This window comes from Nocardia noduli (assembly GCF_019038455.1).
Lineage (GTDB): Bacteria > Actinomycetota > Actinomycetes > Mycobacteriales > Mycobacteriaceae > Nocardia > Nocardia noduli.
On sequence record NZ_JAFMPL010000001.1, the window covers coordinates 27,751 to 51,644 of the forward strand.

A 23,894-nucleotide genomic window follows, 5' to 3' on the forward strand; every position below is an offset into this window, starting at 1 on the left:
CGCACGGCATCGGCGCCGTCAAGGCATGTGCTGATCTCGGTCGCGAAATACTCGACGCCACCAGCATTTTCGAGCCGCGCTCCCGATGGGCGCCGCCACCGCCACCGCGGTAGGTATTTGCGGGGGTCGCGTACGTCGGCGACTGGATGGCGTCGATGTATTCGACCGGCGCGGGGGAAATCTCATCTTGACCGTTCGGGCGATGTGGTGAACACTACTGACCAGTAACCGGACTCTATCGTCCGGTTGCAGTGTGGTCCCATGGAGCCACACGACTCGAAGAGGAGTTGTCGATGGATATGCGCGACCGCACTGGTACGCACGGGCCGGTGCGCGGACGGGGTCCACTCGTCGCGGTGTCGGCTGCGGGGGCGGCGAAGCCGGCCGAGAAATCCTATTTCTCCAGTACCGCAAGCCCATTCGGGCCCGCGGCAACGTCTCTGCGCGACACCGAGTCTCTCGCCGAGGAGATGGTGAGACACTTCAAACAAACCATCGCGAAATGCCTGACACTGCCCGGCGACGCGCTATGCGGCGACATCACCGCAGTGACCGTCAACTGCCTGCGCATCGCCACCACGATTCTCGACGGCCGTGGCACACCAACCGAGCACGAAGTAGCGCAATTGGAATCCACTGCCACGCAGTGGGCCCGCGACGGCGTGCCCGTCGATGTCATCCTGCATGCTCTGCACGAGGGTTCCAAGATGGCTCACGAACTCGTGGCGAACCAATCCGGACTCGCCGCGGTCGCCGAATGTGTGGACATCGGGGCGCGCACCGTGGATCTGCTCGACCTGATGACCACCACGGTGACGATGGCATACCTTCGTGAATACCGTGTGGTGGCGGGTGAACGCCCCAACGCGGTGCACGCACTCACCACGGCATTGATGAACGGTCGGGCGACCGCGGCGATGGCACGCGAGTACGGCTTGTCGATCGCCGATCGCTATCACCTGCTGGCGGTGTCCATGGCGCCTGTTTCCGCAACAACCGACGACAGCGTCGGTGACCGCGCCGTATCGCGGCAGGCGATTCGGCGAATCCGCTCCGAACTCGCTGTCAGGTGTGGCAACGACGTCATGTCCGTGCTGAGTGTCAGCGGCGGGACGATCCTTGTTCCGAGCAGCGCGCTGTCCTCGGATCGGTTGACATCGCTCATCGAAGCTGTCGCCGAAGCGGCGGGTGCGGTGATCACCTCGGTACACCTCGAAGTAGCGGTCGACGAGATTCCGGAGATGTCGCAAATACTGCACCACATGGTCGACGTCGCGAATCGACTGCAACGCGCCCTGTTCGCGGAGGCCGAAACCAGGCTGTACCGATTCGACGAACTGGCCGCCGAGTACCAGCTCACCCGGCCGGGGGTGGTCAGGGACTCCCTCGCGAGCCGAATCGAGCCCCTGATGGCCCACCCGCTGCTGCTCGAGACGCTCACCGCTTACCTGCTCAACGATCAGAACCGCCAGAGCACTGCGCGCCGACTCTATATACACCCCAACACCATCGACCACCGCCTCAAGCGCATCGCGGTGATCACCGGACTCGATCCCGCTCGCGCCGATGGTCAATGGACGCTACGGTCCGCGCTGATCGCGCGGACATACCCGCCACGCCCCGTGAGTTCGACGTGCGAATTCGGAGCCGACGCGACGGTGCGCACCGGATAGCCGCGCACTATGTGCGCTGACCCGGCTGTCGATCCGGCGCTACCGACTCCCGGGCGTCGACGTCCTCCGCGCCTTGATCTAGAGTGATCAATCTAGAAGGATTGCTCTAGATTGGAGTGGGAAATGGCTGTGATCAATGTGCATGAGCGGCGTCTGCCGGCGTCGGCAGCCGAGGCCGGGGTGTTGCTCGACGGCTTGGCTGGCAGTGGAGATCGGTTGTGGCCCAAGGAGAAATGGCCCGCCATGCGATTCGATCGGCCTCTGTCCGTTGGCGCGATCGGTGGTCACGGTCCGATTCGGTACACCGTCGAGGAGTATCAGCCGGGACAGCGGATCCGGTTCCGATTCACCGGCCCGCGCGGTCTCGACGGTTTCCACGAGTTCACGGTGACCGAGGCGGACGACGGTTCACTGGTCCGCCACCTGCTGGCCGCGCGACCGCGAGGGCCGATGCGGCTGAGCTGGCCCCTCGTGTTCCGCGGGCTGCACGACGCCTGCGTGGAGGACTGCCTCGACAACGCCGAGCGCGCACTCACCGGCACCGTGCGCGCACCCACGCGTTGGAGCGGTCGTGTTCGACTGTTGCGAGCTGTCACCGGCCGCACCGTCGCTCGGCGGCGATAGGTGACTGCACGCATCGAGGCGAAATTCAGTGGCCGGCTGCTTCTGTGGTGCTGCGTTTGTCGGCCATGAGGCGGAACGGCGCGGCCAGGTCGCCGCGGCGCGCAATGCGTTCGAACAGGCGCGGATGACCAGCAGATCGATCGGCCCCGCGGTGGCTTCTGCTCATGTGATCTGACCGCGGGTCTGCTCACGGTCGTTGAGATCCACCGGCAACGTGATCACCTGGACCCGTGCCCGGGACCGGATCTCGGCGGCCACCTCGTTCAACCGGTCGGTGGTCCGGGCTGGCACCGACGTGCGGCGGATCGTGGCGCCGCACGTCGGTGCTGCCACAGGCACGGGCTGCGCGAGGCGGTGGCGAAATTCCGGTTGGGGGCATGGCCGTCGGCGAACTCGCCGCACTCGGCTCGAGCTGGAACACCATGCGCGCGCTACTCGTCGAAGCTGTCGCCGACGCACTGAGCGACCCATGATCATCAAGCCGCTGTGCGCCGGACTGATATGGGCCAGAACTTCGTCACCAGGGCGTTGGTTTCAGCGGAGATTGTCGGCCGATGATGGCTCAGGTTCGCCCGAACAGATCAGGAACCAACCGCGTGACTGTGAAGGACCCAACGCCCTCTTCCGTGCGTCTTGGCCTCGTGGAGACTGGAATCCGCTGTGCGGAGCAAAAATTCGGCCGGGGTGTCCGCGAATCGTGTCACGACCGCGCCGACGCTGACCGAGACCGTCAACCGGTGACCGTTGATGGTGATCGCGGTCGAGAACGCCGTCGACAGACGGTGTGCGATGAGGCTGACCTGGTCCGTGTCAGCGGGAGGCCCGATCAATGCGACGAATTCGTCGCCACCCAGGCGAGAGACGAAGCAGCCGTATTCCCTACCGAGGTCACGCAGCCCGGCTGCGACGGCGACGAGGACTTTGTCGCCGGTATCGTGACCGTAGCGATCGTTGATTTCCTTGAAGTGGTCGATATCGGCGAAACATATTCCGAGCAAGTCATTTTCGAATGTATGAGCGGCGGTCAGAGAGCTGATCTGCTCGATGAGGTAGCGACGGTTGGGCAGACCGGTCAGTGGATCGTGTCGTGCCTGTCGATGTAGGTCGTCCTCGAGGTCGTACCACTCGCTGACGTCCGCGCCGACAGCCCCCAAGTAGTCCGGTTGCGGACCGGTGCCTCGGATGTAGGTGACCACGAACGCCACCCGTCCGATGGTGCCGTCGGTACGCAGCAGGCGATGACGCAGGGTGACCGAGCCTTGTCGCGCTGGAACGAGTTGCTCGTAGACCAGGGCGCTGATCTCGTCGCGGTCGTCGGGGTGAGCGAAGTCGAAGACCGATATCCCGCGCAGGTGTTCGACCGAGGTGCCGATCATGTCGGCCAAGGCGCGATTGGCATCGAGGATGTTTCCTTCGATATCGCCGAAGGCGACTGCGACAATCGCGCTGTCGAACAACACCCGAAATCGCGCGTCCCGGCCCATGCCGAGATCGTGTCCGGTCGGATCCGTGCGCCCGGTGCGCATCATGTCCTCGCGATGCTGAAAGCCCTGACCGAGCGCGCAGACGAGGGTGGCGAAGCGGACCGACGCATCGGGTCGGATGCTGTAGCCGATGAGGCCGGCCAGTACACGCGCGGAGATAGCCGGTACCCGGTGATCGGATAGCCGCGCCTCCGACAGGGTCGCTCCGACACGGTAGCCGACGGTCGCGTCGAACTCCTCGGCGTCCAACGCGACGAGTAGATCGATTACCAGGCCATGTACCAGGACATGTCCCGATTCGTTGGGGATCGGCAACGCCATCGCGTCGGACAAGGCCTGCCACCAGGACTGTGCCAAGGGCGCAGTCGTACTGCGATCACCGGTGTTCGTTGTCGAGATGCCACGCGATCGCGCGCGGAAATGGGAGGGCATTGCGGTCCTGGTCGATGAAACGGTCAGATGTCAGGAGCCAGGCCGACTCCATTTTTCAGCCTTGTCGCGGCGGTGCCTGTCCGGAATTCCTCGACGTGGCCGATCGCTGGAACGGGGTATCCGGATCTGGTCAGTGCGTGCGCTTTGAATGCCCGCGCGGCCACACTGACCCGGTGGCGAGCCGAATGCATCCTGTCTTCGAGTTCGGGCGGCAGGTCCTTGCCCCACAGGGACACTTCGGTGCCGAGTTCTAGGCATTGCAGGATTCGCGCGCGAACACGGTCGTTGCCGCGATAGATCTCGGCGGAAACCACAACTGCCGCGGGCTCGGCGTGGTGAGGGGGCCGGGCGAGGGTTTGTTCGAGATCGAGCACTTTCGCCCCGACAACCTGCAATGGACGGATATCGGTGTAGTCCGCGACCAGTGCGACGACCTCCCACCCCGCGGCCGTGCGATCGAACACCCATCCGCCCGCGCAACGCGCCGCGTCGGCGGCATCGGCGGCGATCACGACGAATCGATACCGGAGACCGGATCGATCGTTCTCGGATAGTTGCCACTGTGCGGAGAGGCGTGGAGGTTGCGAGTAGTCGACGGATTCAACGGACGGCGTCGCCATGGCTTTCCCATCGTTGCGGAGAAGGATTTCGTCGGGCAGTCGAATCATGAAACGCGTCAACTGTGGTGGGACAGTGGAATTCGGGAAGTTTCACGTCGAGGACCGATCGGTGACGGGCATCGCTGTTCGGTAGCTGCGGGCTACCAGGGCCGCGCGGATGCGCCATTGCCCGTCCGGTTCACTTGGATCCCGCCCGATCAGTTGTCCGATGCGTTTGAGTCGGTGATCGACGGTGTTGGCATGAACGCGCAGGTCGCCGGCGGTGCGTTTGCGTTGCAGCTTGTTGCCGATGTGAACACACAGGGTGTGCAGGAGATCGGGGTGATCATCGAGGGCGTCCAGTGCCGTTTCGAGGTGATCCCGAGCGGGACCGGGACGGGTGAGTTGGTATTCGACCGCGAGGTCTTCGAAGCGGTGCACCCCACCGAACCCCAAACGGCGCACGACGTCGAGTAGTTCGTGCGCGCGGTGAGCCGCCTCCGGAATCGTGTCTGCCTGCGAGCGAACGATCGTGGCACGGATATTGATCTGCCCGGCCCGTGAGAGCCTGGTGACCAGGCCATTCAGATCCGCTGCCCATCGGTGGGCAGCCGGGACCAGCACCGTTCCCCCGCCTGTGTCGAGCGAGCTGAGGACTTGTTCACCGCATTGGTGAGCGAGTTCGCTCTCGACTCGACGTAATACCTGCTGGGCGGTGACCGCGCTATCGGGACGGGCGGGCAGTCGACCAGGATACTCGGGCAGGTCCAGCGCCATCACCGAGTATGTTTCGGCCACGGGAATTTCACAGTGACCTGCCAATGCGGAGGTGTTGTGTCCGGCCAGCAGTGCAGAGGTCAGCGCATGCCGTGACGTGTGATGCGCGCCGAAGTCGACCTGAAGTTCACTGACGTAGGCTCGCGCGATAGTGGAAGTGATCTGCTCGGTGATGGCCAGGAACCGGCGCCCCAACGCGAGCAGTCCGGCGTTGTCCTCCGCATTCGCGCACGCCGCGATGAGGTCGAACACCATTGCCATGCCCTTGCTCACCGCGTTGTTGATGGTGGCGATCGGGATGCCACGCCGTGCCCACGCCGCGGCCGTGCTGTGCAGTCGTTCCCGATCCTGCGGCAGGTCCGCACCGTCGAGCATGGTCGCGACCAACTCGAAGCACACCCTGGTGCCGGTGCCGACATCGCGAGCGAAAGTATCGCTGTCGACCGGCGCGAACGGCGCGAGGTCTTCGACGACGGATTCGACCATGTGCCGTGTGAGGTCCCGGACTTCGCGCAGCGGTGCCGAGGCAGGCCTCCCGGCGATGACGACGCAGTTCCGCGAGACGCCCTCAATGGTGTTCATCGATGTCGAGGTCGCCATGATCAGGTCTTCCTCGGCCCCCCGACAGCGACGAATAAGGCCTTCCTGCTGCCGCCCCGAGAGGTCGATACAGGCCGCGATCGGCCTGTTCCGGAAATCGTCTCGGCGGAGGTCCGCGGCGCACGATTCGAAGACGTCGATGTCATGAGTTGTTGCCCTCGCCGACGAGGGCCACCTTCCTATGGAGATTGCCAAAATCTTGTGACCAGGATCTATACGCGTCCTGAGCGCTATGTCGAATCTGAGAACAGACGGGCGCGTGTAGGTCTCTCCGGTCACTTACCGGAGAAATTGCTCCGGTGTCACCGTAGTGTGCTTGACGTCACCCCGGCGAGTCAATAGAGACCCGTGGCCGCCGCTGTCATGACCTGTCACCCGTCGGCGCGCAGCGAGAACCGATTGTCCCCACGGTCCCCGCATGGGAAGGATGGAAAGTGCAGAAGGACAGCGTATTTCAGGGCGGTGAGCTTTGTCGGCCTTCGAGTAGCGGGGACATCGCGGCTGCTTCGCGAGTGTGGTCGGTGAACATCGCACGCGCGAATCGGGTGACCGGGTTGTCGGGTAGTTGCTCGACGGCGCCCTTGGCCATCGTGGCTCCGCCGTGAGGACCATGATCACGGCCTGCTGATCGGTGGTCATCGCGGGGCCGATGGCATGGGTGCGTAGCGAGCAGCAACAGCCGTGTGTTGCAGGACGTGGACATATTGCATCGTCCGGCGCGAGGTTCGTCAGTGCGGGCGTGGGCGCGATATCGGTGACCAGCCGAGCATTTCGATCCCGCGTAGTAAACGGAGGGAAGAGTAGTTGGACATGCGCGTCTCAGGGTCGGATCATCGACCGAGGTGATCCGCCGGTTGGTAGCGTGATAAGTGTGAAAGTGAGTCGCGTCAACAGGGGTCCCGCCGCCGCCGCGGAGAACCGCGCCGCCATCCTGATTTCGGCGCGCACGGCTTTCAGCCAGCACGGCGCCTCGGTTGCTCTGTCGTTGATCTATGAAACCGCAGGTGTGAGTCCCGGGGTCTTCTACCGACACTTCCCGGACCGAGAAAGTCTGACCCAAGCGGTATTCGACGAAGACATCCGAAACCTGGAGAAGATCGCCTCACGACCCGACTGCACCCTCGATGAACTTCTGACCGCTTACCTCGACCAACTCGTCGAGTGCACCGCCTTCGTCTCCACGCTCCGTCCGGACCACCGCACCCCCGCCCATGCGGCAGCCGAGCTACGCGCACACACATTGCTCGCCGACAAACTCGCCACCGACACCAGCCACACATTTCGGCCTGGCACCGCCGCCCGTGACCTCCTGCTGGCGATCGGGCTCATCGCCGCACTTCTCACCAAGACTGCCGAACCCATGCGCCGCGCGGCTGCCGACGAAGCCTGGCAGCTACTCCTACATGGACTACGCGATACGGGTAACGCATAGACCCGCGAAGTCCGATATCACGCAGCGAAGTTCGTCGGCCTCGGCGTCGTTTTCCGCTTCTGGCTACGACGAGGTAACCGGCGGCGGCACGCTCGCGCGAACCACACCCGAGGGAGATACCACCACGGTCCTGATGACGTCACGGTCAGCAACGGAATCGGGTGGAGTGCGGTGCCACACCGGAGTTTCGTCGGGTACTCGACTCCGAAGAATTGCCGCGCGACAGCGCCTTTGCTGATTGTCGGCCGCCATGCAACGAACAACTCTCAGGAGTGTGTGGTCCGGTCGATAGCGGTCGTGGTCGTATCGGGTGATGAGCAGTTGCCCGCGATGGTGAATTCGATTCCGTCGATAGGGGCTTCTGTCCATTGCCGGAGCGCGGATATGGGCTCCCGGGCTCCGGCCCAGGTCTGTGAGGTCGTACTCGGCTCGGGGCGGGATGGTCGGATGCGTTGTGCGGGTGAGGAAACTGTCGGATTCGAGGCTGCGCAGTGTCTGGGTGAGCATTTTCTGCGAAACACCCTCGATACGTCGGCTCGAATCGGTGTAGCGCCTCGTGCCGAGGAGGAGAGCGTACTCACCGGATCAGTCGGTCGACCTTGTCGCGATTGGGGCGGGCTGAGATCAGTGCGAGCACGGCATGGTTGAGCCGACTGTGTCTCGCCGACCGGACGACGATGTCGCAACTGCTGGTCGAGATCGAACAGGAGCCGCCGCATTTGATACCCGCTGAGAGACAGCTGGTTCGGCGCGGCGAGGCGTCGGGCTTCACCCGGCGGTCGGTGTATGCGCCACACCCCGGGGTGCAGGGTCGAAACCGGATAAGCCGCATGCAAACAGACTGCGGATTCTTGACGAAACGCTGTCGCCGGAGGTCTACTGAATATGTGACATCTGTCACAATAAGATCGACATCTGTTGCAAGGCAAACTCTTTCATTCTCTCCGACTTGGAGTCGAACCATGGCAGCCGTTCTCACCACCCTCACACCCTCTTCCGGCCCTGCGACGGTTTTCACCTCTGTGGTGATCACCGGATCCGGGTTCGACAATGTCGGTCCTTTGACCGTGCGGTTCGGCACCGCGGCGACCACATTCACCATCGACTCCGACACCCAGATCACGGCTATCTCCCCGACAGGGACAGGCACGGTGGACGTCACCGTCACTGTAGAGCTGGACGGCACCAGCAACGCACTGCCCTTTACCTACGTCTGACCGCGCGGGTGCGGCTCGGGCCGTCGGTGTGTACTTGCCCGCCGACGGCCCCCGTGTTGCGGTCGCAGGCATGGGTGTGACTCGCAGCGGTCAGCGGCGGACCGACCTGCGGCTATGCCGCGATGTCGAACAAGGTCAACACCGGTGCCGCCGCAGCGCGCAGTTCGGCGCGCTCGTGGATCGCGCAGGTCGGCCCGGCCCCTTCGGCGACCGACCTCGGTGGGACAGTCAGTCGTGGCAGCGGCGGCAGTTGCGGACTCGTGAAACCAACGAAGACGTGATTCTGAGGCTGCGATTACACCACGAACTCCAAATCAGGACAGCGTGCTGGTGGCGTTGCGCGCGGCGGTGATGCGCCGCGACTCCCATAGGCCCGCCGGTTGCGCGGCAGGATGGGCACGTGGGTTCACTCGGTGTTCAGTGCATGGAGGATCTGGGGCCGAGCGTTCGCGAGTTGGGCCTCCCAGTATTTCCAGCCGTGTGTCCCGGTGCCGGGAAAATCGTAGTGTGCGGGAATGCCGAGTGTGTTCAGTCGCATCTGGAAGGCGCGGGTCGTCACCAGGCACAGTGCTTCCAACCCCATGGCGGTCGTTGTGTTGAATGCGCCGATCGCGGAGCTGGGGTGGTCGAACCGGCCCGGTAGGCCGCTGGCCGCCGAGATATACATGGACAGGCCACGTAGCTGTGGTGCGAAAACATAGGGATCCATCCGCAGCCACTGCGGGCTCCAGGGCAGTGCCATCGCGTCGACGTTGTAACCTCCGGCGTCGAGCATCGCGATTCGGATGGCTTCCCGCATGCCCGGTGCGGTCAGATCGAGTGCGCCGGAGAACGATCCGGCGAAGACGAACTGATCGCGGTGGTAGGCGGCCAGAGTGAGTGCGGCGCTCCCGCCCATGGACAAGCCGACGATTGCGTTGTTGCGCGGGGACACGCCGTGGGCGGAGAGAAAGGTGGGAAGTTCTCTGGTGAGAAAGGTGTCCCATTTGTAGGTGGTCTTCTGACCGTTGGTATTACTCGGCGCACGCCAATCGGTGTAGAAACTGGATTGGCCACCGACCGGCATGACGAGTGTGACGTCGTCGTTCTCGAACAGCTGCACGGCGTTCGTCTCGAACGACCACGCGTTGCGATCGTCGCGGGCACGCATCCCGTCCAACAGGTACAGGGCCGCGCTGCCACCGCGCGTGGCCCAACGGACCTGGACCTTGATGGGTCCCATCGCGGAGGGAACCATCAACTCGGAGTAGGAGCCCGGAGCGTAGGTGGCGATGTCGCCGGTTGGTGTGGCCCCGGTCTGCGCCGCGCTCGTCGCCGTGATCACGATCGCCAGTACGGCGATGGCGCAGTTCCATCGACGCCGTCGCCACCGGACGGTTCCGGGGGCGCGGTCGGCTTGCTGCGCGGGATCTTTCCTGAAACGCATATGTGTGTAAGCCATTTCGAATAGTCGGACCTCGGATGTGCTGCCGCCGGGGAGGGTTCATGATGGTCTCGGCGGTGCGCCGCGGTGAGAGACGAACAGATTGGCCGAGGGCGCTCGATCGGTTGGCGGGGTCACGCCCCGAACTGACGCCTCGCCACGAACGTGGACGGTCCCGTGGCCTTTTCCGGCCCGCCTATCCGGTGGGTGGCACGCGAACCGAGTCGGTGTCGATGGGGATCGGGAGTGCCGCCGAGGGATGATGCTGTCGGGGGAGGTGGAAGCACGTCCTGAGAATAGGTGTGACCGACCGGTCGGTCAAGGCGCGAGTCGGAAGGATTTCCGCCCCTTCGCCGTCGGCTCGGTGTCGGGACCGGCGTGATGCGATTCGCCGAGACCATCAAATATTTTTCACTGCAATAGGTTTCGGCTATCCCGTGCGTTTCATGGGCTGCCGGGGGTTAGTCGGTGTGGCTGCCGGTGTCGCCGAGGAGGTCGAGAACTGCGGCTCGAGTATCGGGATCGGCCTGCCTGTCTTCGAGTTCTACCAATGCGCACTCGGCGTTTGCGGCAATCCACAGCCGGGCGGCGGCACGGGGTCGCGTCCATCCCATCGCGACGAAGTCGGGCGTGAGGAACTCGACGTTGCTCTGGTTGCGTCGGATGATCTCCTCCTGAATCGGTAGCAGGGCGCGCGCCTCGAGAATGAGCGCTCGCACGCCGCGGTGGCGTAGGCATCCGTCCAAATAGGTTCGTGACACCTCGGCCAGGCGATCGCGTCCGGGTGGGACTGCGGTGACGGCGCGCTGAACTCTGTCGAAGAGTTCGTCGTGGAAGTTGCGGTGCAGCGCTACCAAATAGCTGGTGCGATCGCCGAAGTGGTGGAAGAAAGTCCCCTTCGAGACGCCCGCGGCGTCGACCAGCACGTTGATGCTCAGGCCGTCCAAGCCGGTCGTCTCGGCCAGCGTATAGCCGGCATCGAGCAGCGAGGCTCGCGTGCGGGCCTTGGCGGCCTGGCGTGTATTGCCGACCGGCGATGGCGAGACGGACACGTCGCCCCTTTCTGATCTGGATTGATCGACCCGATGGCCGAGCGGCGGCGTAGTCACCGGCGACCTCCATCCTCTCTCGTAAGACGGCCTTGCGGAAAACCGAACGACCTCCTATCTTCAGCATGACCGACCGGTCGGTCAGTGAAAGGAATGATATGCCAACAATCAGCCTCTCCAGGGGACCGGTGTCCTACAGCGACGACGGCACCGGGCCGGTCGTCGTGCTGCTACACGCCACGTTGCACGACCGCACCGACTACGACGCCGTCGTCGCCGCGCTGACCCCGACCAACCGGGTGATCGCGCTGGACTGGCCGGGTCACGGCGAGTCCCCGTCACCGATCGCGCCCTTGCGTGAAGGGGCGGTGCTCTACGGCGAAGTCCTGGCCGAGTTCGTTCTAGCCCTCGGACTGCATCACGTGGTGGTCGTCGGTAACTCCGTCGGTGGTTACGCCGCCTGCAATCTGGCCCTGACGCACCCCGAACTCGTCGCCGGTCTGGTCATCGCGCAGGGCTCGGGATTCGTACCCACCACGCCATTCGTCAAGGCTTTCTGTAGTCTGCAGGGCCGACCCTGGGCGGTGCGAACAGCTTTCCGGCACAGCGTTCCTCGCTACATGCAGCCGCGCAGCGCGCACGACGAACTGATCGTCGAGCAGGTGATCGCCCGCTCGCAGACCCGCGAGGGCGCGCGCACCGCCGCGAATCTGTGGGCCAGCTTCAACGACCCCCGCCAGGATCTCCGCCGACGAGGCGCCGCCATCACCGCCCCCACCCTGATCACCTGGGGCATGCTCGACAAGAGCCTCAAAGTCGAGTGGGGCAAGGCCATTCACTCCGCGATACCGCATTCGGCCTGGGTCGAGATGGACACCGGCCACGTCCCCTTCACCTCCGATCCATCGACCTGGCTCTCGATCGTGGGCCCTTTCATCGCCGAGGCCCACGCCTCACCGACCGGACATCGCCACGCACGGCTCGACCTCGGCGACGGTGGCGAGCAATGAGAAGCGCGGTCATCACCGAGATCGGCCGGTCACCGGTACCCGCCGACAGCCCACATCCCGGTACACCCGGACCCGGCGAAGTCCTCGTCCGACTCGGTGCCGCCGCCCTCAACCCGTTCGACATCGACGTCGCCTCCGGCGCACACCCACACGGAACACCGCTCACTCCCTACATCCCAGGCGTCGAGGGCGTCGGCGTCGTCGTGGACGGCCCCGCCGACCTGCTCGGCAGTCGCGTCCGTGTACACGGTGCGGGAGGGTTCGGTCCGGGCACTCTCGCGGAGTTCATTCGGGTGCCGTGGCAAGCCTGCGCCCCGGTGTCCGAGGGCCTCGACGACATCACCGCCGCCGCCCTGGGAATGGTCTCCATCACCGCGCTGGAGGTCTTGCGGCGGACAGACCTGCGAGCGGGCGACACCGTCCTGGTGCTCGGCGCGACAGGAGCCGTCGGGCGCGCCACGATCCAGATCGCGCGCGCGTTCGACGCGGGAAGGATCATCGCCGCGGGCCGTGACTCGGCCGCATTGAGCACGGTCGGCGCCGACGCCACCGTCGATCTCGGTCGCGACGGCTGGCACACCACCGTCGGAGGACCGGTCGACGTGGTCATCGATTCGCTGTGGGGAGCCTACGCGGCGCCGGCCATGGCCCATCTCGCCACCGGCGGCCGCTACATGAGCGTCGGGTCCGCCGCGGGCGCCACCACGCCCATCGACGCAGGTGTCCTGCGGCGGCGCCGAGGATCGTTGCTCGGCTTCAGCATGACCCAACTCGGACTCGACGACGTACGCGACAGCTACCGAGAGGCCACCGCACTGGCGGTCACCGGCCGACTCCGACTGCCTGTCGAGGTCCACACCCTCGCCTCGGTCGAGCATGCCTGGCAAGCCCAACGCAACCCCCGAGGCAGCAAAACGGTCCTGACGCTGACGCAGTCGGACCAATACTGAAGGGACAACTCGCCATGCGCATCCTCCGCTACAGCGACTCCAGCGGACACATCGCACTCGGACGACTCACCGACGACCGAACCATCCAGCCCCTCGATATCGGCGACAGTCCTATCGGCGCCGCCGCCGCCCTCCACGCGGTGCCGGCAACCGGCTCGACTCCGATCCCGCTCGGTGAGGTCTGGCTCTTGGCGCCGATCCCGCGACCGGGAAAGTTCCTGGCGCTGGCCTTGAACTTTCGAGGTCACAACAAGGAGGTCGGCGCAGCCGACCCAGAGCATCCGATCTTCTTCAACAAGCAGACCACCTGCGTCTGCGGCCCCGGCGACGACGTGGTCGTCCCGGCCGTATCCCAGATGGTCGACTACGAAGGCGAACTCGGGGTCGTGATAGGGCGGGTCGCCCGACACGTGACTGCCCGGGAAGCCATGGCCTGCGTCGCCGGCTACCTCATCGTCAACGACGTCTCGGTGCGGGACTGGCAGATGCCCTCACCAACCACGACGTTCGGAAAATCGTTCGACACCCACGGCCCGCTGGGACCGTGGCTGAGCACCGCCGACGAGGTCGACGACCCGATGGCGCTGACTATCAAGACCTGGGTCAACGACGAACTGCGACAGAACGGCACGACCAGCGACATGCTGTTCTCGATCGCGGAGCAGATCGCCTACGCATCGGTAGCCTGCACACTCGAGCCCGGTGACGTGATCGCCACCGGCACTCCCGAAGGCGTGGGCCTGTCCCTCACACCTCCACGCTGGCTCCGACCCGGTGACCGCGTCCGTATCGCGATCGAGGGCCTGGGCGAGCTCGAGAATCCGGTGGTCGGGTCCGATGCCGCGCATTGACGCCTCACTCACGCTGCTCTATCCGGACCGCGCGACCGACGACGCGATGCGTGCCGCCGCCGCGGACGGCTTCACCGCCTACGAAACGTGGTGGCCACATCCCAGGCCCGACCCCACCGACCGACGACTGCAAGACTTCATCGATCACTCGCGCCGGAACGGACTCCACCTGGTCTGCCTCACCGGGTACAGTGGCGCCGCCGACGAACGTGGCCTCGGAACCAGCGTGCTGCCCGAGTCGGTGATCGAACGACACTTCGAAGCACTCGCCGCCACGGTCACCGCGCTGCGAAGCCCGGTCGTCACCATGCTCTACGGCAACCTCCGCCACAGTGATCGTGCCGGACGAGTCGCGGCGGAGAACCGCTTCGCCCACCTGGCTCGCTCCGGCCACGACCCCGCCAGCGCAGTGCGCGCCGCAGGAGGGCGCCTCGCCCATCTTCAAATCGCCGACCACCCCGGCCGTCACGAACCGGGCACGGGCGCACTGGACTTCGGCGCGCTCGGTCTCGCCCTGCGCGCCACCGACTATCGCGGCTACATCGGCCTCGAATACCATCCGACCGGACTGGCACGCGGACCCCACCTCCCCTCCGCGCTGACCCGGGCATGGGACGGTGCGCGCCGATGAGGGTCGCATTGCTCGGACTGGGCGCAATGGGCAGTGCCATCGCGCCTCACATTCATCACGCGGGACTGTTGGCGGCGGCGTGGAATCGCTCACCCGGTCCCGCAGAGGCGTTGTGGCGCAGAGGCATTCCCATTGTGGGCACCATCGAAGCCGCTGTCGAAGGCGCCGACGTCGTCCTCACCTCGCTGGCCGACGACACCGCCGTATGCCAGGTCACCGACCAGATTCTCGCCGCCGCCCGCCCTGGCGCCATCTGGCTCGACACCAGCACCATCAGCGCCGAACTGGCGATTCGGCTGGCCGCGACCGTACGCACGCACGCGGTGGAGTACCTCGACACCCCGGTCAGCGGTGGCGTCGCCGGCGCCGAAGCGGGACGGCTGACAACGATGGTCGGCGGATCCCGCGACGCGCTGGCAAAGGCTCTGCCAGTCCTACAGACATTCAGCGCGACCATCACCCACGTTGGCCCGTCCGGAGCAGGCCAAACCGTCAAGGCCGCCAATCAAATCGTCGTCGCGGCAACACTGGCAGGCCTCGCGGACGCGGTCGCCCTCGTACAGGCCGGCGGTATCGACCCCTCGGTAACTCTCGAAGTGCTCAGCACCGGCTTGGCCGGCAGCCGACTGCTCGACGCCAAGACGGCCAACCTTCTCGAACGCGACTTCCCGCCGACCTTTCGGCTCGACCTGCACGCCAAGGACCTCGCGCTCGCCTCCCGACGAGCCGGTGAAGTCGGCAGCTGGTCACCCACCACCGACCATCTCCTCAATCTCTTCCGTGCCGCTCAACGAGACGGCCTCGGCGAACTCGACCACTCCGCGATTGCCGCGCTGATCGCAGCCGGGCCCACACCGACCACCTGCGATCGACCCGACGACAGCACCCGCAACCCGAAATTCCCCGCCAGACAGTAGAGCAGAGAGGCCGTCATGGACACCCCCGCCCTCATCGCAGGCAAGCAGAAGCACTACACCGACCTCGCGGCGACTGTCGACGCCGTGCCCAAACCGACGGGATCACCGGCCGAACGTGTCGCCCGCGCATGCCGCGTACTCGCACGCCACGGTCACGGCGCCGGGTTGGCCGGGCAGATCACCGCGCGCCACGACAGCGCACCCGACACGTTCTGGACGCAGTCGCTGGGTCTGACCCTCGACGAGGCCGCCGCCGACGATCAGAACCGCGTTACCTTCCAACTCGAGCTCATCGAAGGCCGCGGACCGGTCAATCTCGCCAACCGCTTCCATGGCTGGATCTATGCCCACCGCCCCGACGTCGCCGCCATCGTGCACACCCATGCCAAGCACTCCGCCGCCCTGTCCATGCTGGGAAAGCCGCTCACCATCCAGCAGATGGACGTGATGCCCCTCTACGACGATGTCGGTTGGCTGCCATCCTGGCCCGGCGTGCCCTACGGCGACGAAGAAGGCCGCATCATCCTCGAAGCGCTCGGTGACAAGCGAGCGATCCTGCTGGCCCATCACGGGCTGTTGACGACCGGGCGGAGCGTGGAGGAAGCCGCCTACCTGGCGACCGTGTTCGAGCATGCCGCGCGGCTTCAACTGCTGGCGATGTCTGCCGGAACCGTATGTGAAGTGCCCGCAGATCTCGGACAGGACGCCCGCGCGCACGCAGCTTCGGAACACTACGCCCTGGCGCACTACGACGCCCTGGCGCGCGCACTCGCCCGGGATATCTTGCGATAGGCACATGAGTGGACGCGAGATGTCGTGGGCACTGGCGGAACACGTATCGGGTTCATCCACGCCATCGGCATCGACGGCTACCGCAGCTGCCCGACCCCGGTGGCATACCTGGCCGCTGCGGGATCCCGACAGCCGGCAGCGCTGGAGCGCGATGGTTTGGGCGCAGTCGTACAAGCGGTCTTGTCGGCCGTGGATTGCCCGGACTGGAATGTCGATGCTGGAGCTGAACTGGGCACGCGCGATAGGTTCACCGATGTGACCGAGCTGCACGGAATGCCGCACCGAGTCGGCCGCAGAACACTGGGCTCGCACCCACCCGAACGACCCCGGAGAACATTTCCCGAGAATCCCCTCACCGGGACCGGTCGAAACGGAATCCGCTTCGACCCAAGTTTTGGAACGGAATGACAGATGGACGTACTGACCCTCGGTCCGGCGCTGTCCACACGCGTCGTTGTGTTCGTCGCTGGAGCCGGTGGCGATCCGCGCCGCCACCTGCCGCTACTGGAGGCGCTGGCGGACAACGGATGTCGCGTCATCGCGCCATGTTTCCGACGGTTCGACACCCCACAACCGTCCACCGTCGAGCTGGTCTCGCGCCTGCGTGATCTCATCGATGCCCTCGAGCGTGAAGCGTCCCCCGAGGCCGAGGTCACGGCGATCGGTCACTCGATCGGAGGATGGGCCGCGTTGTGTCTGGCAGGGGCGACACCCTACGGGCGAGACGGTGAGCCCATGAAGGTGCCACGCGAACCCCGCGTCGGCCGTCTGGTGCTCTATGCCCCCGCGGCCGGGTGGTTCGCCGTGCCCGGCGCCCTGGACGCGGTGACCGCTCCGATGCTCGTCTACGCCGGGGCACTCGACACCGTCACGCCGGTCGCGCAGGCCACCCACCTGAAGACCGCACCGGCCCCGGTCGATCTGCGCGTGGTACCCGACGCTGGGCATTTCAGTTTCATGCATACACCCCCTCCGGGCACTCACGAGGACCCCGCCTTCGACCACCACGGATTTCTCACCGAACTGACCGAAGCGACCATCACCTTTGCGACAGCACCCTGATAGTCGGACGCGGTCCCGTCACAGCGGGAGGTATGGGTGCAGAAACCCGTTGCCGAGGACGATCGCCCTCTATCCGAATACCCGCTGCAGGAACAACCTCCGGAAGTCTCGACCATCCCTACCGAGCCCGACACAGGCACCAGCAGGTGCCTACCACGCGGCGGGACGGCCGGCCGAGAGACCTAGCGACTGTGTGACTCGCAGCCGTAGATGGCGCTGTTCTTGCAGCGCTTAAGTGGCACGGGCACCGGCCGGTAGCGCGTATACGCTGCGCGCATGTTGCACGCTTTGCTGTCCTTCGCCGTCGTAGCCGGTTTGCTTACCCTCGTTCCCGGCTTGGACACTGCGCTCGTGCTGCGGGCTGCGGTGAGTAATAGCCGCCGTTACGCATTCGCCACCGCTGTCGGGATCGGAAGCGGCACCCTGATCTGGGGCGTGGCCGCTGCGGCGGGTGTCTCAGTGCTGTTGACCGCGTCGGAACTCGCCTACGCGGTATTGCGGATCGCGGGCGCGATCTATCTGGTGTGGATGGGTATCGGGATGGTCCGTGACGGACTCCGGCGTCGGGGGGTGATTCCCGGAGGCGTGGTAGACAATTCATCGCGAGGCTTGTTCGGGGCCTGGGCGCGTGGGCTGGGCACCAACCTACTCAATCCAAAAGTCGGTGTGTTCTATGTGGCTATGCTGCCGCAGTTCCTACCCGATGGTGTGCCGCCCCTGCTGATGGGTTGCGCGCTGGCGGTCGTGCACAACGTCGAGGGCATGGTGTGGTTCACCGCGATCATCACCGCCGCGGGTCTGGCGCGGACGTGGTTGAGCCGCGATACCGTGCGGCGCGCGATGGACACCGTGACAGGAACGGTTCTGGTCGGGTTCGGCCTGAAACTGGCCACCAGTCACCGATAACGCCTTGCACCCGAACACTGGCATATAGGGATAGACGGCCGCCGGACCCGGTCCAGCGTCTGTGCTCGCATCAGATCGCCCGTTGTCCGCTAACGATTTCTCGACGCAGCGCGAGCAGTCACCCGCTGGACCGATCTTCCATATGGTCGGCGGAGTGCTCAACTCGGTCTGACGCTGAGTTGAGAACCGAGTTCCTGGAAGCCCAGGGCGATCGCGACTCGTCTGGATTGGGGAGCGCGGGCCCGCCACTGCGGAAGCAGTCCTGCCTCCAGGGCATGTGCCACCGCCGCGGAACCGGTCAGTCGCGCTAATCCCTGACCACGGTTCTCGGGTGCTGTCAGCACACTCATGTGCGCGGTCCGGCTCGGCCAGGTGCGGTATCCGGCGGCAGCGACCACACCGTCACGGCCCTGGACGGTGAAGGCAGGAGACGTGAGCTCGCCGAGCCCGCTTTCCGTCGATTCCTGCTCGCCCGCAACATTTTCGAGCCGACGTAGATCGGGATGGTCAGCGGGTAGTCGATCGACTGACACCGAACCCGACACGGCCGCCCGGAAATCGAACTCGTCGACGTAGGCCAGTGTTGCCGGACCCAGCACTCCCGCCAGGGGCAGCACTGTGCCGAGCACCTCGGGGTCGACGAGATCCTCGACCGACAACTCTGTGACCGCACCGCGGAGCGCCGCTGCCGTCTCCGAGTCGGGCGCGGTCATGATCGCCCGCCCCTGCAACACGACGATGCCGACCCAACCTTGCGGACAGATCATCGCTGCGGGCGAGATCGCCACATCCACGGGTTCGGGCGAGGAGAACGAAACCGGCACTGCGGCCAGCCCTTCCCACAGAGCGTGGACTCTTGCCAGCACCGGATTCGTTCCCATGGCCGCATTCTGCTCATCCGGGCCTCTCCTTGCCACCACACCCCAGCAAGGAAAGGCGTATAGGTGATGATCTCGCTGCAGTTGCGAGTTCTGGCCTCCGATAAGGGCAGGAAATCGGCGGCCAGGTCTGTGGTCCGTGTGGGTGTTCGAGCGTGGGCGTGCCGGTGGCTGTTCGGGTGATCGATCGCGCTGAACAGGCGTGTCGGCCGCACCTCAGATAGATTTTCCCGGCTGGTGACCAGGGAAAGTCGGGCATCTCACCTTCATATGCGTGGAGGGGGGCTGCTCTCTACCGTCGGATGCCATGACTGAGACGACGATTCCCGGGCTGATGGCCCGCTCGATCGAGCCGGTGGCCGACTTCTACACCGCGTTGGGTTTCGAGATCACGTTCCGCCAGACCTCGCCGTACCAGTTCTTGACCGTGAAGCGTGGGGGTATCGAGCTGAATTTTTACGGCGACAGGGAGTTCGATCCGATGTCTTCTGCGCATGGTTGTGTGGTGAACACCGATGACGTGGACTACCTGTACGCGGTCTTCACCGCCGGGCTGCGGGAGTCCTTCGGGTCGGTGCCCACCCAGGGGATTCCGCGGGTGGGTGCGTTGAAGGACATGAGTTACGGGGTCCGACAGTTCCTGGTCACCGATCCGGGGGGCAACACGCTCCAGATCGCCCAGCCGATCAGCGAGGATCAGCGACACCGGCCGTTGCCGCGGGGGATATTCGACCGGGCGATCCACATGGGGTCGCTGTTCGCCGATTCCAAGCAGGACCTGGAACTGGCGGTGAAGGTCCTGGACCGGGCACTGCACCGGACCGATGAGCAACCGACCCCGGTCCAACTCGTGAAGCTGCTGGTGCTGCGGGCCGATGTGGCGGTCCGTCGAGGTGAGTCCGACCTGGCCCGGGAACTACTCGACCGCGCCGAGGCAGTGCGGGTCAGCGGGCCGGATCTGGCAGATGACCTGCGGCGGGCCGCGGAACTCAAAGCAGGGCTGGGACTTCGTTCGCAGGCGAATTGAGCTCAGTGAAGCCGGTACGGCTGCTGGTCTTGGGCGCACTGCGCAGGCGTGGACGCGCGCATGGCTATCAGATCCGATGTAGTTGCGTCGTCGGTTCGGGGCTGGAGCAGTACGGCCCCGGCCCCAGTTCCGATGGCGAGCACGGCGACTGCGATGGCTGCACTGATCAGCCGTCGATGCCGATTCGGCTGTCGCGTAGCCGGAGGCGTTTGGTGATTGCACCGGTTCGTACGCCTGATCCGTAGGGGCAGCCGGTGCTAGGACTTCGGCAGGTTTTGTGCGAGGTGACGGATTGAAGTGTGCCGCTACTGGTGTCGTGGCCGCAGGATAGAGAGTGTGGAGGGCAGCATCGGCGAGGGCAACGCAGGTGGGGTAACGGTCGTTGGGGTCTTTGGCCAGGCTGTGACGATGACGGTGTCGATCCCGGCGGGCAGTTCCGGCCGGATACCGCGGAGGGTGGGGGCGGCGACTCATTGGTCAGTCTGGGAGGGGGATTTCGTCGGCCATGGTGAAGTCACCGTTTTCCAGTCGGCGGATCAGTCGCTGAGTCCATTGGGCTCCGGTGTCGGCGGTGGACAACCACAGTGAGATGAGCTCGCCGATTGGTCCCCAGCTGTCCAGGTCGGTGTCGGGGGGTAGGTGTTCGGTGATGCCGGCGTGCCATCGGCGCATAGCGCGGGCACGCACATGCAGCATCTGCAGAGCGTCCTGGCGGGACAGATCCTCGATCAGGCCGAGGGCGGCACCCAACACCTCGAGGCTCGGGTCACGGTCGCTCAGTGCCCGGCGCAGCAGGGCGGTGTATTCCTGCTCGCCATTGTCTGTCAGCTCGTACTCGATCCGGGGCGGCCGCGCGGGCTCGGCGGGGTTGGTTTCGTAGGCTGTCAGCATTTCCTGGTCGGCCATGCTCTTGAGCGCGTGATAGATCGAACCCGATGTGGCGGTGGACCATTCATGTGCACCCCAGGACTCCAGATCCGCACCCCGAGTAACGTTTACGGAACGCTTTCGGCCACCGACCGGTCCAGGATGGCCGTGAAGTCCGGCGCGAGCGTGGGTTGGTCGATGTAGTGCGCGCGGGTCACCGCGTTGCCGGCGTGACCGAGCTGGGCCGCGGCCAGGTCGGGTCCGTGCTCGTGCGCGATCATGGTTGCCACCGTTTTGCGGTCGACCGGAGTCAGGGTGGGCCCTAATGCCGTCTTGACAGGGTTTCGAAATGGACATCGACCCACGGCGCGAAAAGCGTGGGCGGAAGCGTGCGGAGTTCCGTACTCATCAAGACGCTCGAGAGCCAGGCGCACAGCCTTCTCACGAAACTCGGCCAGCTTCGGCAGGGCCGTTACCTAGGGCTTTTGGTGCGGAGCGGTTTTCGAAACCCCTCACAGCACCGTGACGTCGCTCCGCTGTCGAGTCAGACCGCGAGCGGTGACCAGATGGCGGACACAGCACGAGCAAGTCAACCATTGAGGGCGACAGGCGGTCACGAGTCAGTTTCGCCCGGTCTCCTGCGGCACGATACGGGGCCAGCTGACCGATGATGAACCGCTACCGCCGGATAAGTCGACGGTTCAAGGTCGCGGATCGGCCGACAGCGCGCACCATTGACGCCGGACTCGGACTTGGTGGTGGGCATGTCGTTCGGCAATGTCGATGGTGTTCAAGGGAACTCGGCTCGTGAGGGATGGCCATGGCAGGTGGTGCGCATGCATGCACTCCATGCGCTATTCGAGGCCGACACTGTTGTCATCCCTCCTCGGGGGCATCCCGATCCCCTACCGAGGCTGGATGCTCTCCGGCTGTGCGCGGTCCTAGCGTCGTGTGCATGATTCTGCGGCGCTTGGGCCTCGATTTCGCATACACGTTCTTGGGCCTGCCCCTCGCAGTGGTCGGTTTCAGCTTTGTCGTGCATCTCGTCGCGGTGAGCATCGGCACGGCGATGATCTTCATCGGGATTCCGCTGCTCACACTGACGTTGCTGCTCGCTCGCGGCTTTGCCGATATCGAGCGCGTACGCCTTCAGCAGTTGACGGGCAAGGCGACACCACGACCTCGGTACGCCCAGGCATCCGAGGGGATGGGAGGGTGGCGGCGGGTCACCGCACCGATCCGGCAGGGGCAGAGCTGGCTGGATCTGCTGTACGTCATTGTCAACCTGCCGATTGCGATCATCACGTTCGTGCTGCCGATCGTCTGGTGGGCAATGACGTTGGGTGGCTTGACGTACTGGTTCTGGGGCGGGTTCCTTCCCCAAGGCGAGAACCGCGACCTCTTCATCGAGACGATCATGGGCGCGGATACCGCCCACAACCGGACGGTCGTCTACACGATCGTCGGTGTCGTAGCGCTGCTCACGGTGTATATCGTCCAGCGCGGCAGCGCCGCCTTGCAGGCCACCGTCGCGCAGGCCCTGCTCACCCGGCTCGTCGCCACGCAGCAGCACATGCGGGATCTGAGCACCAGCGGGGCGGCGGCCGTCTCGATGGAGGCATCCGCGCTGCGTTCGTGTGGATCGTGCTCAGGCCGCGATATCGAATAGGGTCGGCCCGCGAAGAGAGCAGCCAGCCGTGGCAGCGGCGGCAGTGCGCGACCGTGCGGTTGGATGACTTACCTGCGCGGCCGCCGCGCGGCCCGCGAACATGGATGACTGAGGAGTGGTCGATGCCGATCGCCACGTTGCGAGGCGTGACTCTGGACTGTGCCGATCCCCGGGCTCTGGCTCGGTTCTATCAAGAGCTGACAGGCTTGCGGCTCGGCTATGAGGCTGATGAGTTCGTTGCCCTGACCGATGGTTCGGGTTGTGACCTGGGCTTCCAACAGGTCGACCGATACCGGGCGCCGCGGTGGCCCGGTCAGGACGTGCCGCAGCAGTTGCACCTGGACCTCAGGGTCGAGGACCTCGACGCGGCGGAGAAGTTGGCGTTGGGGTTCGGCGCGGTCAGGCCGGACCACCAGCCGGGCGGCGACCGGTGGCGGGTGCTGCTGGATCCGGCCGGTCATCCGTTCTGCCTGGTCGTCGACTGATAGCGGGAGGATCTTGCCACCGCAACCAGTTCGGTGGTGTCGAAATTCGCGGATATCAACACCTTCCGCACTGGGAGCGGTGACGAGATTCACCGATCAACCGGATCGTGATACGCGGATAGAGCCATAGCGGGCAACACCCCGCGGCCCTCCCGTTCCGCCGCCGACCGGTACAGCAGGCCCGCGGTGCACGCTGAGCGGTCGAGGTGACGGCAGATAGTTTGCGTGACACACCGAAGGCCTCGGCGATCTGGACGACGGTGTAGCGGCGTTTGCCGTGTTCGTCTGTCTCGTCGTACATCTGACGCGCCTCGAGCGCCTGCAATGTGGACAAGGCCGCTGGCTGCCCGCCGACCCGGCCACGGGCGGATTCGAGCCCTTCCAGGGTGCCGTCACTGATCAGGTCGGTGGTCATCTCGTCCATCGCGGCGATCACATGGAACAGGAACCGCCCCGCCACGCGAGTAAGCCGTCGCCTACCGAATAGGTTTCGCTTGTGGCGTAACCGATCCCAGTGTCGGGCCGCAGCTCTTACCGTG

General features: G+C 65.2%; 27 protein-coding genes. 15 read left to right on the plus strand and 12 right to left on the minus strand.

What is annotated here, in order from left to right:
• The first annotated feature begins 299 nt into the window (after positions 1-299).
• On the plus strand, positions 300-1,673 hold the full coding sequence (locus tag JZ792_RS42850) for a PucR family transcriptional regulator (protein ID WP_498044233.1): 1,374 nt from the start codon (positions 300-302) through the stop codon (positions 1,671-1,673).
• A gap of 123 nt (positions 1,674-1,796) precedes the next feature.
• Positions 1,797-2,297 carry an SRPBCC family protein gene (locus JZ792_RS00170; protein ID WP_216905441.1) on the plus strand — a complete coding sequence of 167 codons (501 nt, stop codon included), beginning with the start codon at positions 1,797-1,799 and terminating at the stop codon, positions 2,295-2,297.
• Positions 2,298-2,459: 162 nt separating this feature from the next.
• Here the strand turns inward: JZ792_RS00170 and JZ792_RS00175 are convergent, their stop codons facing one another.
• The 5 genes from JZ792_RS00175 to JZ792_RS42550 form a co-directional block, all read right to left on the minus strand.
• Positions 2,460-2,630: a hypothetical protein gene (locus JZ792_RS00175; RefSeq protein ID WP_216905442.1), complete on the minus strand. Its 171-nt coding sequence runs from the start codon at positions 2,628-2,630 to the stop codon at positions 2,460-2,462.
• Positions 2,631-2,878: 248 nt separating this feature from the next.
• A complete protein-coding gene (locus tag JZ792_RS00180) occupies positions 2,879-4,138 on the minus strand; it encodes a sensor domain-containing diguanylate cyclase (RefSeq protein ID WP_254189062.1) in 1,260 nt (419 codons plus the stop codon).
• Between the two features lie 98 nt (positions 4,139-4,236).
• Entirely contained in the window at positions 4,237-4,725 is a 489-nt protein-coding gene (locus tag JZ792_RS00185; RefSeq protein ID WP_216905444.1) for a hypothetical protein, read from the minus strand.
• A gap of 198 nt (positions 4,726-4,923) precedes the next feature.
• Positions 4,924-6,189: a PucR family transcriptional regulator gene (locus JZ792_RS00190; protein ID WP_216905446.1), complete on the minus strand. Its 1,266-nt coding sequence runs from the start codon at positions 6,187-6,189 to the stop codon at positions 4,924-4,926.
• A 454-nt stretch (positions 6,190-6,643) separates the two neighbouring features.
• A complete protein-coding gene (locus JZ792_RS42550) occupies positions 6,644-6,778 on the minus strand; it encodes a hypothetical protein (RefSeq protein WP_256461318.1) in 135 nt (44 codons plus the stop codon).
• A gap of 282 nt (positions 6,779-7,060) precedes the next feature.
• Between JZ792_RS42550 and JZ792_RS00195 the strand changes: the two genes are divergently transcribed.
• Positions 7,061-7,621 (plus strand): TetR family transcriptional regulator, encoded by a 561-nt coding sequence (locus JZ792_RS00195; RefSeq protein WP_216905448.1) that lies wholly within the window; start codon positions 7,061-7,063, stop codon positions 7,619-7,621.
• Positions 7,622-7,684: 63 nt separating this feature from the next.
• Here the strand turns inward: JZ792_RS00195 and JZ792_RS00200 are convergent, their stop codons facing one another.
• Complete coding sequence (locus JZ792_RS00200) at positions 7,685-8,149, minus strand: winged helix-turn-helix transcriptional regulator (RefSeq protein ID WP_216906069.1); 465 nt, start codon at positions 8,147-8,149, stop codon at positions 7,685-7,687.
• 434 nt (positions 8,150-8,583) lie between these two features.
• On the opposite strand from JZ792_RS00200, the gene JZ792_RS00205 reads away from it, so the two are divergent.
• Entirely contained in the window at positions 8,584-8,838 is a 255-nt protein-coding gene (locus JZ792_RS00205) for an IPT/TIG domain-containing protein (protein WP_216905450.1), read from the plus strand.
• A gap of 406 nt (positions 8,839-9,244) precedes the next feature.
• Here JZ792_RS00205 and JZ792_RS00210 read toward each other — a convergent pair whose 3' ends face one another.
• Positions 9,245-10,279: an alpha/beta hydrolase gene (locus JZ792_RS00210; RefSeq protein WP_254189064.1), complete on the minus strand. Its 1,035-nt coding sequence runs from the start codon at positions 10,277-10,279 to the stop codon at positions 9,245-9,247.
• 443 nt (positions 10,280-10,722) lie between these two features.
• Positions 10,723-11,370 (minus strand): TetR/AcrR family transcriptional regulator, encoded by a 648-nt coding sequence (locus tag JZ792_RS00215; protein ID WP_308165077.1) that lies wholly within the window; start codon positions 11,368-11,370, stop codon positions 10,723-10,725.
• Between the two features lie 98 nt (positions 11,371-11,468).
• Between JZ792_RS00215 and JZ792_RS00220 the strand changes: the two genes are divergently transcribed.
• The 8 genes from JZ792_RS00220 (at position 11,469) to JZ792_RS00255 (ending at position 18,429) form a co-directional block, all read left to right on the plus strand.
• Positions 11,469-12,320, plus strand: coding sequence for an alpha/beta fold hydrolase (locus JZ792_RS00220; RefSeq protein ID WP_216905452.1), 852 nt, complete (start codon positions 11,469-11,471; stop codon positions 12,318-12,320).
• Positions 12,317-13,270: a quinone oxidoreductase family protein gene (locus JZ792_RS00225; RefSeq protein WP_216905454.1), complete on the plus strand. Its 954-nt coding sequence runs from the start codon at positions 12,317-12,319 to the stop codon at positions 13,268-13,270. Before JZ792_RS00220 ends, JZ792_RS00225 begins: the two co-directional genes overlap by 4 nt.
• Before the next feature lie 14 nt (positions 13,271-13,284).
• A complete protein-coding gene (locus tag JZ792_RS00230; protein WP_216905456.1) occupies positions 13,285-14,121 on the plus strand; it encodes a fumarylacetoacetate hydrolase family protein in 837 nt (278 codons plus the stop codon).
• A complete protein-coding gene (locus JZ792_RS00235) occupies positions 14,108-14,752 on the plus strand; it encodes a TIM barrel protein (RefSeq protein ID WP_216905458.1) in 645 nt (214 codons plus the stop codon). The genes JZ792_RS00230 and JZ792_RS00235 overlap by 14 nt, the downstream gene beginning before the upstream one ends.
• Positions 14,749-15,669: an NAD(P)-dependent oxidoreductase gene (locus JZ792_RS00240; protein ID WP_216905460.1), complete on the plus strand. Its 921-nt coding sequence runs from the start codon at positions 14,749-14,751 to the stop codon at positions 15,667-15,669. The genes JZ792_RS00235 and JZ792_RS00240 overlap by 4 nt, the downstream gene beginning before the upstream one ends.
• Positions 15,670-15,684: 15 nt before the next feature.
• The gene (locus JZ792_RS00245; RefSeq protein ID WP_216905461.1) at positions 15,685-16,461 is read left to right on the plus strand and encodes an aldolase; all 777 of its coding nucleotides are present in this window, start codon (positions 15,685-15,687) and stop codon (positions 16,459-16,461) included.
• Positions 16,462-16,872: 411 nt separating this feature from the next.
• The gene (locus tag JZ792_RS00250) at positions 16,873-17,523 is read left to right on the plus strand and encodes an alpha/beta hydrolase family protein (RefSeq protein WP_216905462.1); all 651 of its coding nucleotides are present in this window, start codon (positions 16,873-16,875) and stop codon (positions 17,521-17,523) included.
• 276 nt (positions 17,524-17,799) lie between these two features.
• Positions 17,800-18,429: a LysE family translocator gene (locus JZ792_RS00255; protein WP_216905463.1), complete on the plus strand. Its 630-nt coding sequence runs from the start codon at positions 17,800-17,802 to the stop codon at positions 18,427-18,429.
• 158 nt (positions 18,430-18,587) lie between these two features.
• Here JZ792_RS00255 and JZ792_RS00260 read toward each other — a convergent pair whose 3' ends face one another.
• Positions 18,588-19,310: a GNAT family N-acetyltransferase gene (locus JZ792_RS00260; RefSeq protein WP_216905464.1), complete on the minus strand. Its 723-nt coding sequence runs from the start codon at positions 19,308-19,310 to the stop codon at positions 18,588-18,590.
• Between the two features lie 304 nt (positions 19,311-19,614).
• On the opposite strand from JZ792_RS00260, the gene JZ792_RS00265 reads away from it, so the two are divergent.
• On the plus strand, positions 19,615-20,334 hold the full coding sequence (locus JZ792_RS00265) for a bleomycin resistance protein (protein ID WP_254189065.1): 720 nt from the start codon (positions 19,615-19,617) through the stop codon (positions 20,332-20,334).
• A gap of 477 nt (positions 20,335-20,811) precedes the next feature.
• Here JZ792_RS00265 and JZ792_RS41670 read toward each other — a convergent pair whose 3' ends face one another.
• Positions 20,812-21,309: a PadR family transcriptional regulator gene (locus tag JZ792_RS41670; protein WP_256461325.1), complete on the minus strand. Its 498-nt coding sequence runs from the start codon at positions 21,307-21,309 to the stop codon at positions 20,812-20,814.
• A gap of 20 nt (positions 21,310-21,329) precedes the next feature.
• Positions 21,330-21,482 (minus strand): hypothetical protein, encoded by a 153-nt coding sequence (locus tag JZ792_RS41675; RefSeq protein WP_254189067.1) that lies wholly within the window; start codon positions 21,480-21,482, stop codon positions 21,330-21,332.
• Between the two features lie 674 nt (positions 21,483-22,156).
• Between JZ792_RS41675 and JZ792_RS00275 the strand changes: the two genes are divergently transcribed.
• Positions 22,157-22,870, plus strand: a complete 714-nt coding sequence (locus JZ792_RS00275) for a sensor domain-containing protein (protein ID WP_216905466.1) — start codon at positions 22,157-22,159, stop codon at positions 22,868-22,870.
• A 122-nt stretch (positions 22,871-22,992) separates the two neighbouring features.
• On the plus strand, positions 22,993-23,355 hold the full coding sequence (locus JZ792_RS00280) for a VOC family protein (protein WP_216905467.1): 363 nt from the start codon (positions 22,993-22,995) through the stop codon (positions 23,353-23,355).
• Between the two features lie 55 nt (positions 23,356-23,410).
• Here JZ792_RS00280 and JZ792_RS00285 read toward each other — a convergent pair whose 3' ends face one another.
• On the minus strand, positions 23,411-23,815 hold the full coding sequence (locus JZ792_RS00285; RefSeq protein ID WP_216905469.1) for a helix-turn-helix domain-containing protein: 405 nt from the start codon (positions 23,813-23,815) through the stop codon (positions 23,411-23,413).
• Positions 23,816-23,894: the final 79 nt, after the last annotated feature.

Coding starts and splice junctions, on each gene's coding strand:
- JZ792_RS42550 (WP_256461318.1), bottom strand. CDS start 6,778: ATGGCCAAGGGCGCCGTCGAGCAACTACCCGACAACCCGGTCACCCGA.
- JZ792_RS00235 (WP_216905458.1), top strand. CDS start 14,108: ATGCCGCGCATTGACGCCTCACTCACGCTGCTCTATCCGGACCGCGCG.
- JZ792_RS00280 (WP_216905467.1), top strand. CDS start 22,993: ATGCCGATCGCCACGTTGCGAGGCGTGACTCTGGACTGTGCCGATCCC.
- JZ792_RS00240 (WP_216905460.1), top strand. CDS start 14,749: ATGAGGGTCGCATTGCTCGGACTGGGCGCAATGGGCAGTGCCATCGCG.
- JZ792_RS00245 (WP_216905461.1), top strand. CDS start 15,685: ATGGACACCCCCGCCCTCATCGCAGGCAAGCAGAAGCACTACACCGAC.
- JZ792_RS00225 (WP_216905454.1), top strand. CDS start 12,317: ATGAGAAGCGCGGTCATCACCGAGATCGGCCGGTCACCGGTACCCGCC.
- JZ792_RS00210 (WP_254189064.1), bottom strand. CDS start 10,279: ATGGCTTACACACATATGCGTTTCAGGAAAGATCCCGCGCAGCAAGCC.
- JZ792_RS00190 (WP_216905446.1), bottom strand. CDS start 6,189: ATGGCGACCTCGACATCGATGAACACCATTGAGGGCGTCTCGCGGAAC.
- JZ792_RS00255 (WP_216905463.1), top strand. CDS start 17,800: ATGTTGCACGCTTTGCTGTCCTTCGCCGTCGTAGCCGGTTTGCTTACC.
- JZ792_RS00205 (WP_216905450.1), top strand. CDS start 8,584: ATGGCAGCCGTTCTCACCACCCTCACACCCTCTTCCGGCCCTGCGACG.
- JZ792_RS42850 (WP_498044233.1), top strand. CDS start 300: ATGCGCGACCGCACTGGTACGCACGGGCCGGTGCGCGGACGGGGTCCA.
- JZ792_RS00275 (WP_216905466.1), top strand. CDS start 22,157: ATGATTCTGCGGCGCTTGGGCCTCGATTTCGCATACACGTTCTTGGGC.
- JZ792_RS00170 (WP_216905441.1), top strand. CDS start 1,797: ATGGCTGTGATCAATGTGCATGAGCGGCGTCTGCCGGCGTCGGCAGCC.
- JZ792_RS00250 (WP_216905462.1), top strand. CDS start 16,873: ATGGACGTACTGACCCTCGGTCCGGCGCTGTCCACACGCGTCGTTGTG.
- JZ792_RS00230 (WP_216905456.1), top strand. CDS start 13,285: ATGCGCATCCTCCGCTACAGCGACTCCAGCGGACACATCGCACTCGGA.
- JZ792_RS41675 (WP_254189067.1), bottom strand. CDS start 21,482: ATGATCGCGCACGAGCACGGACCCGACCTGGCCGCGGCCCAGCTCGGT.
- JZ792_RS00260 (WP_216905464.1), bottom strand. CDS start 19,310: ATGGGAACGAATCCGGTGCTGGCAAGAGTCCACGCTCTGTGGGAAGGG.
- JZ792_RS00220 (WP_216905452.1), top strand. CDS start 11,469: ATGCCAACAATCAGCCTCTCCAGGGGACCGGTGTCCTACAGCGACGAC.
- JZ792_RS00265 (WP_254189065.1), top strand. CDS start 19,615: ATGACTGAGACGACGATTCCCGGGCTGATGGCCCGCTCGATCGAGCCG.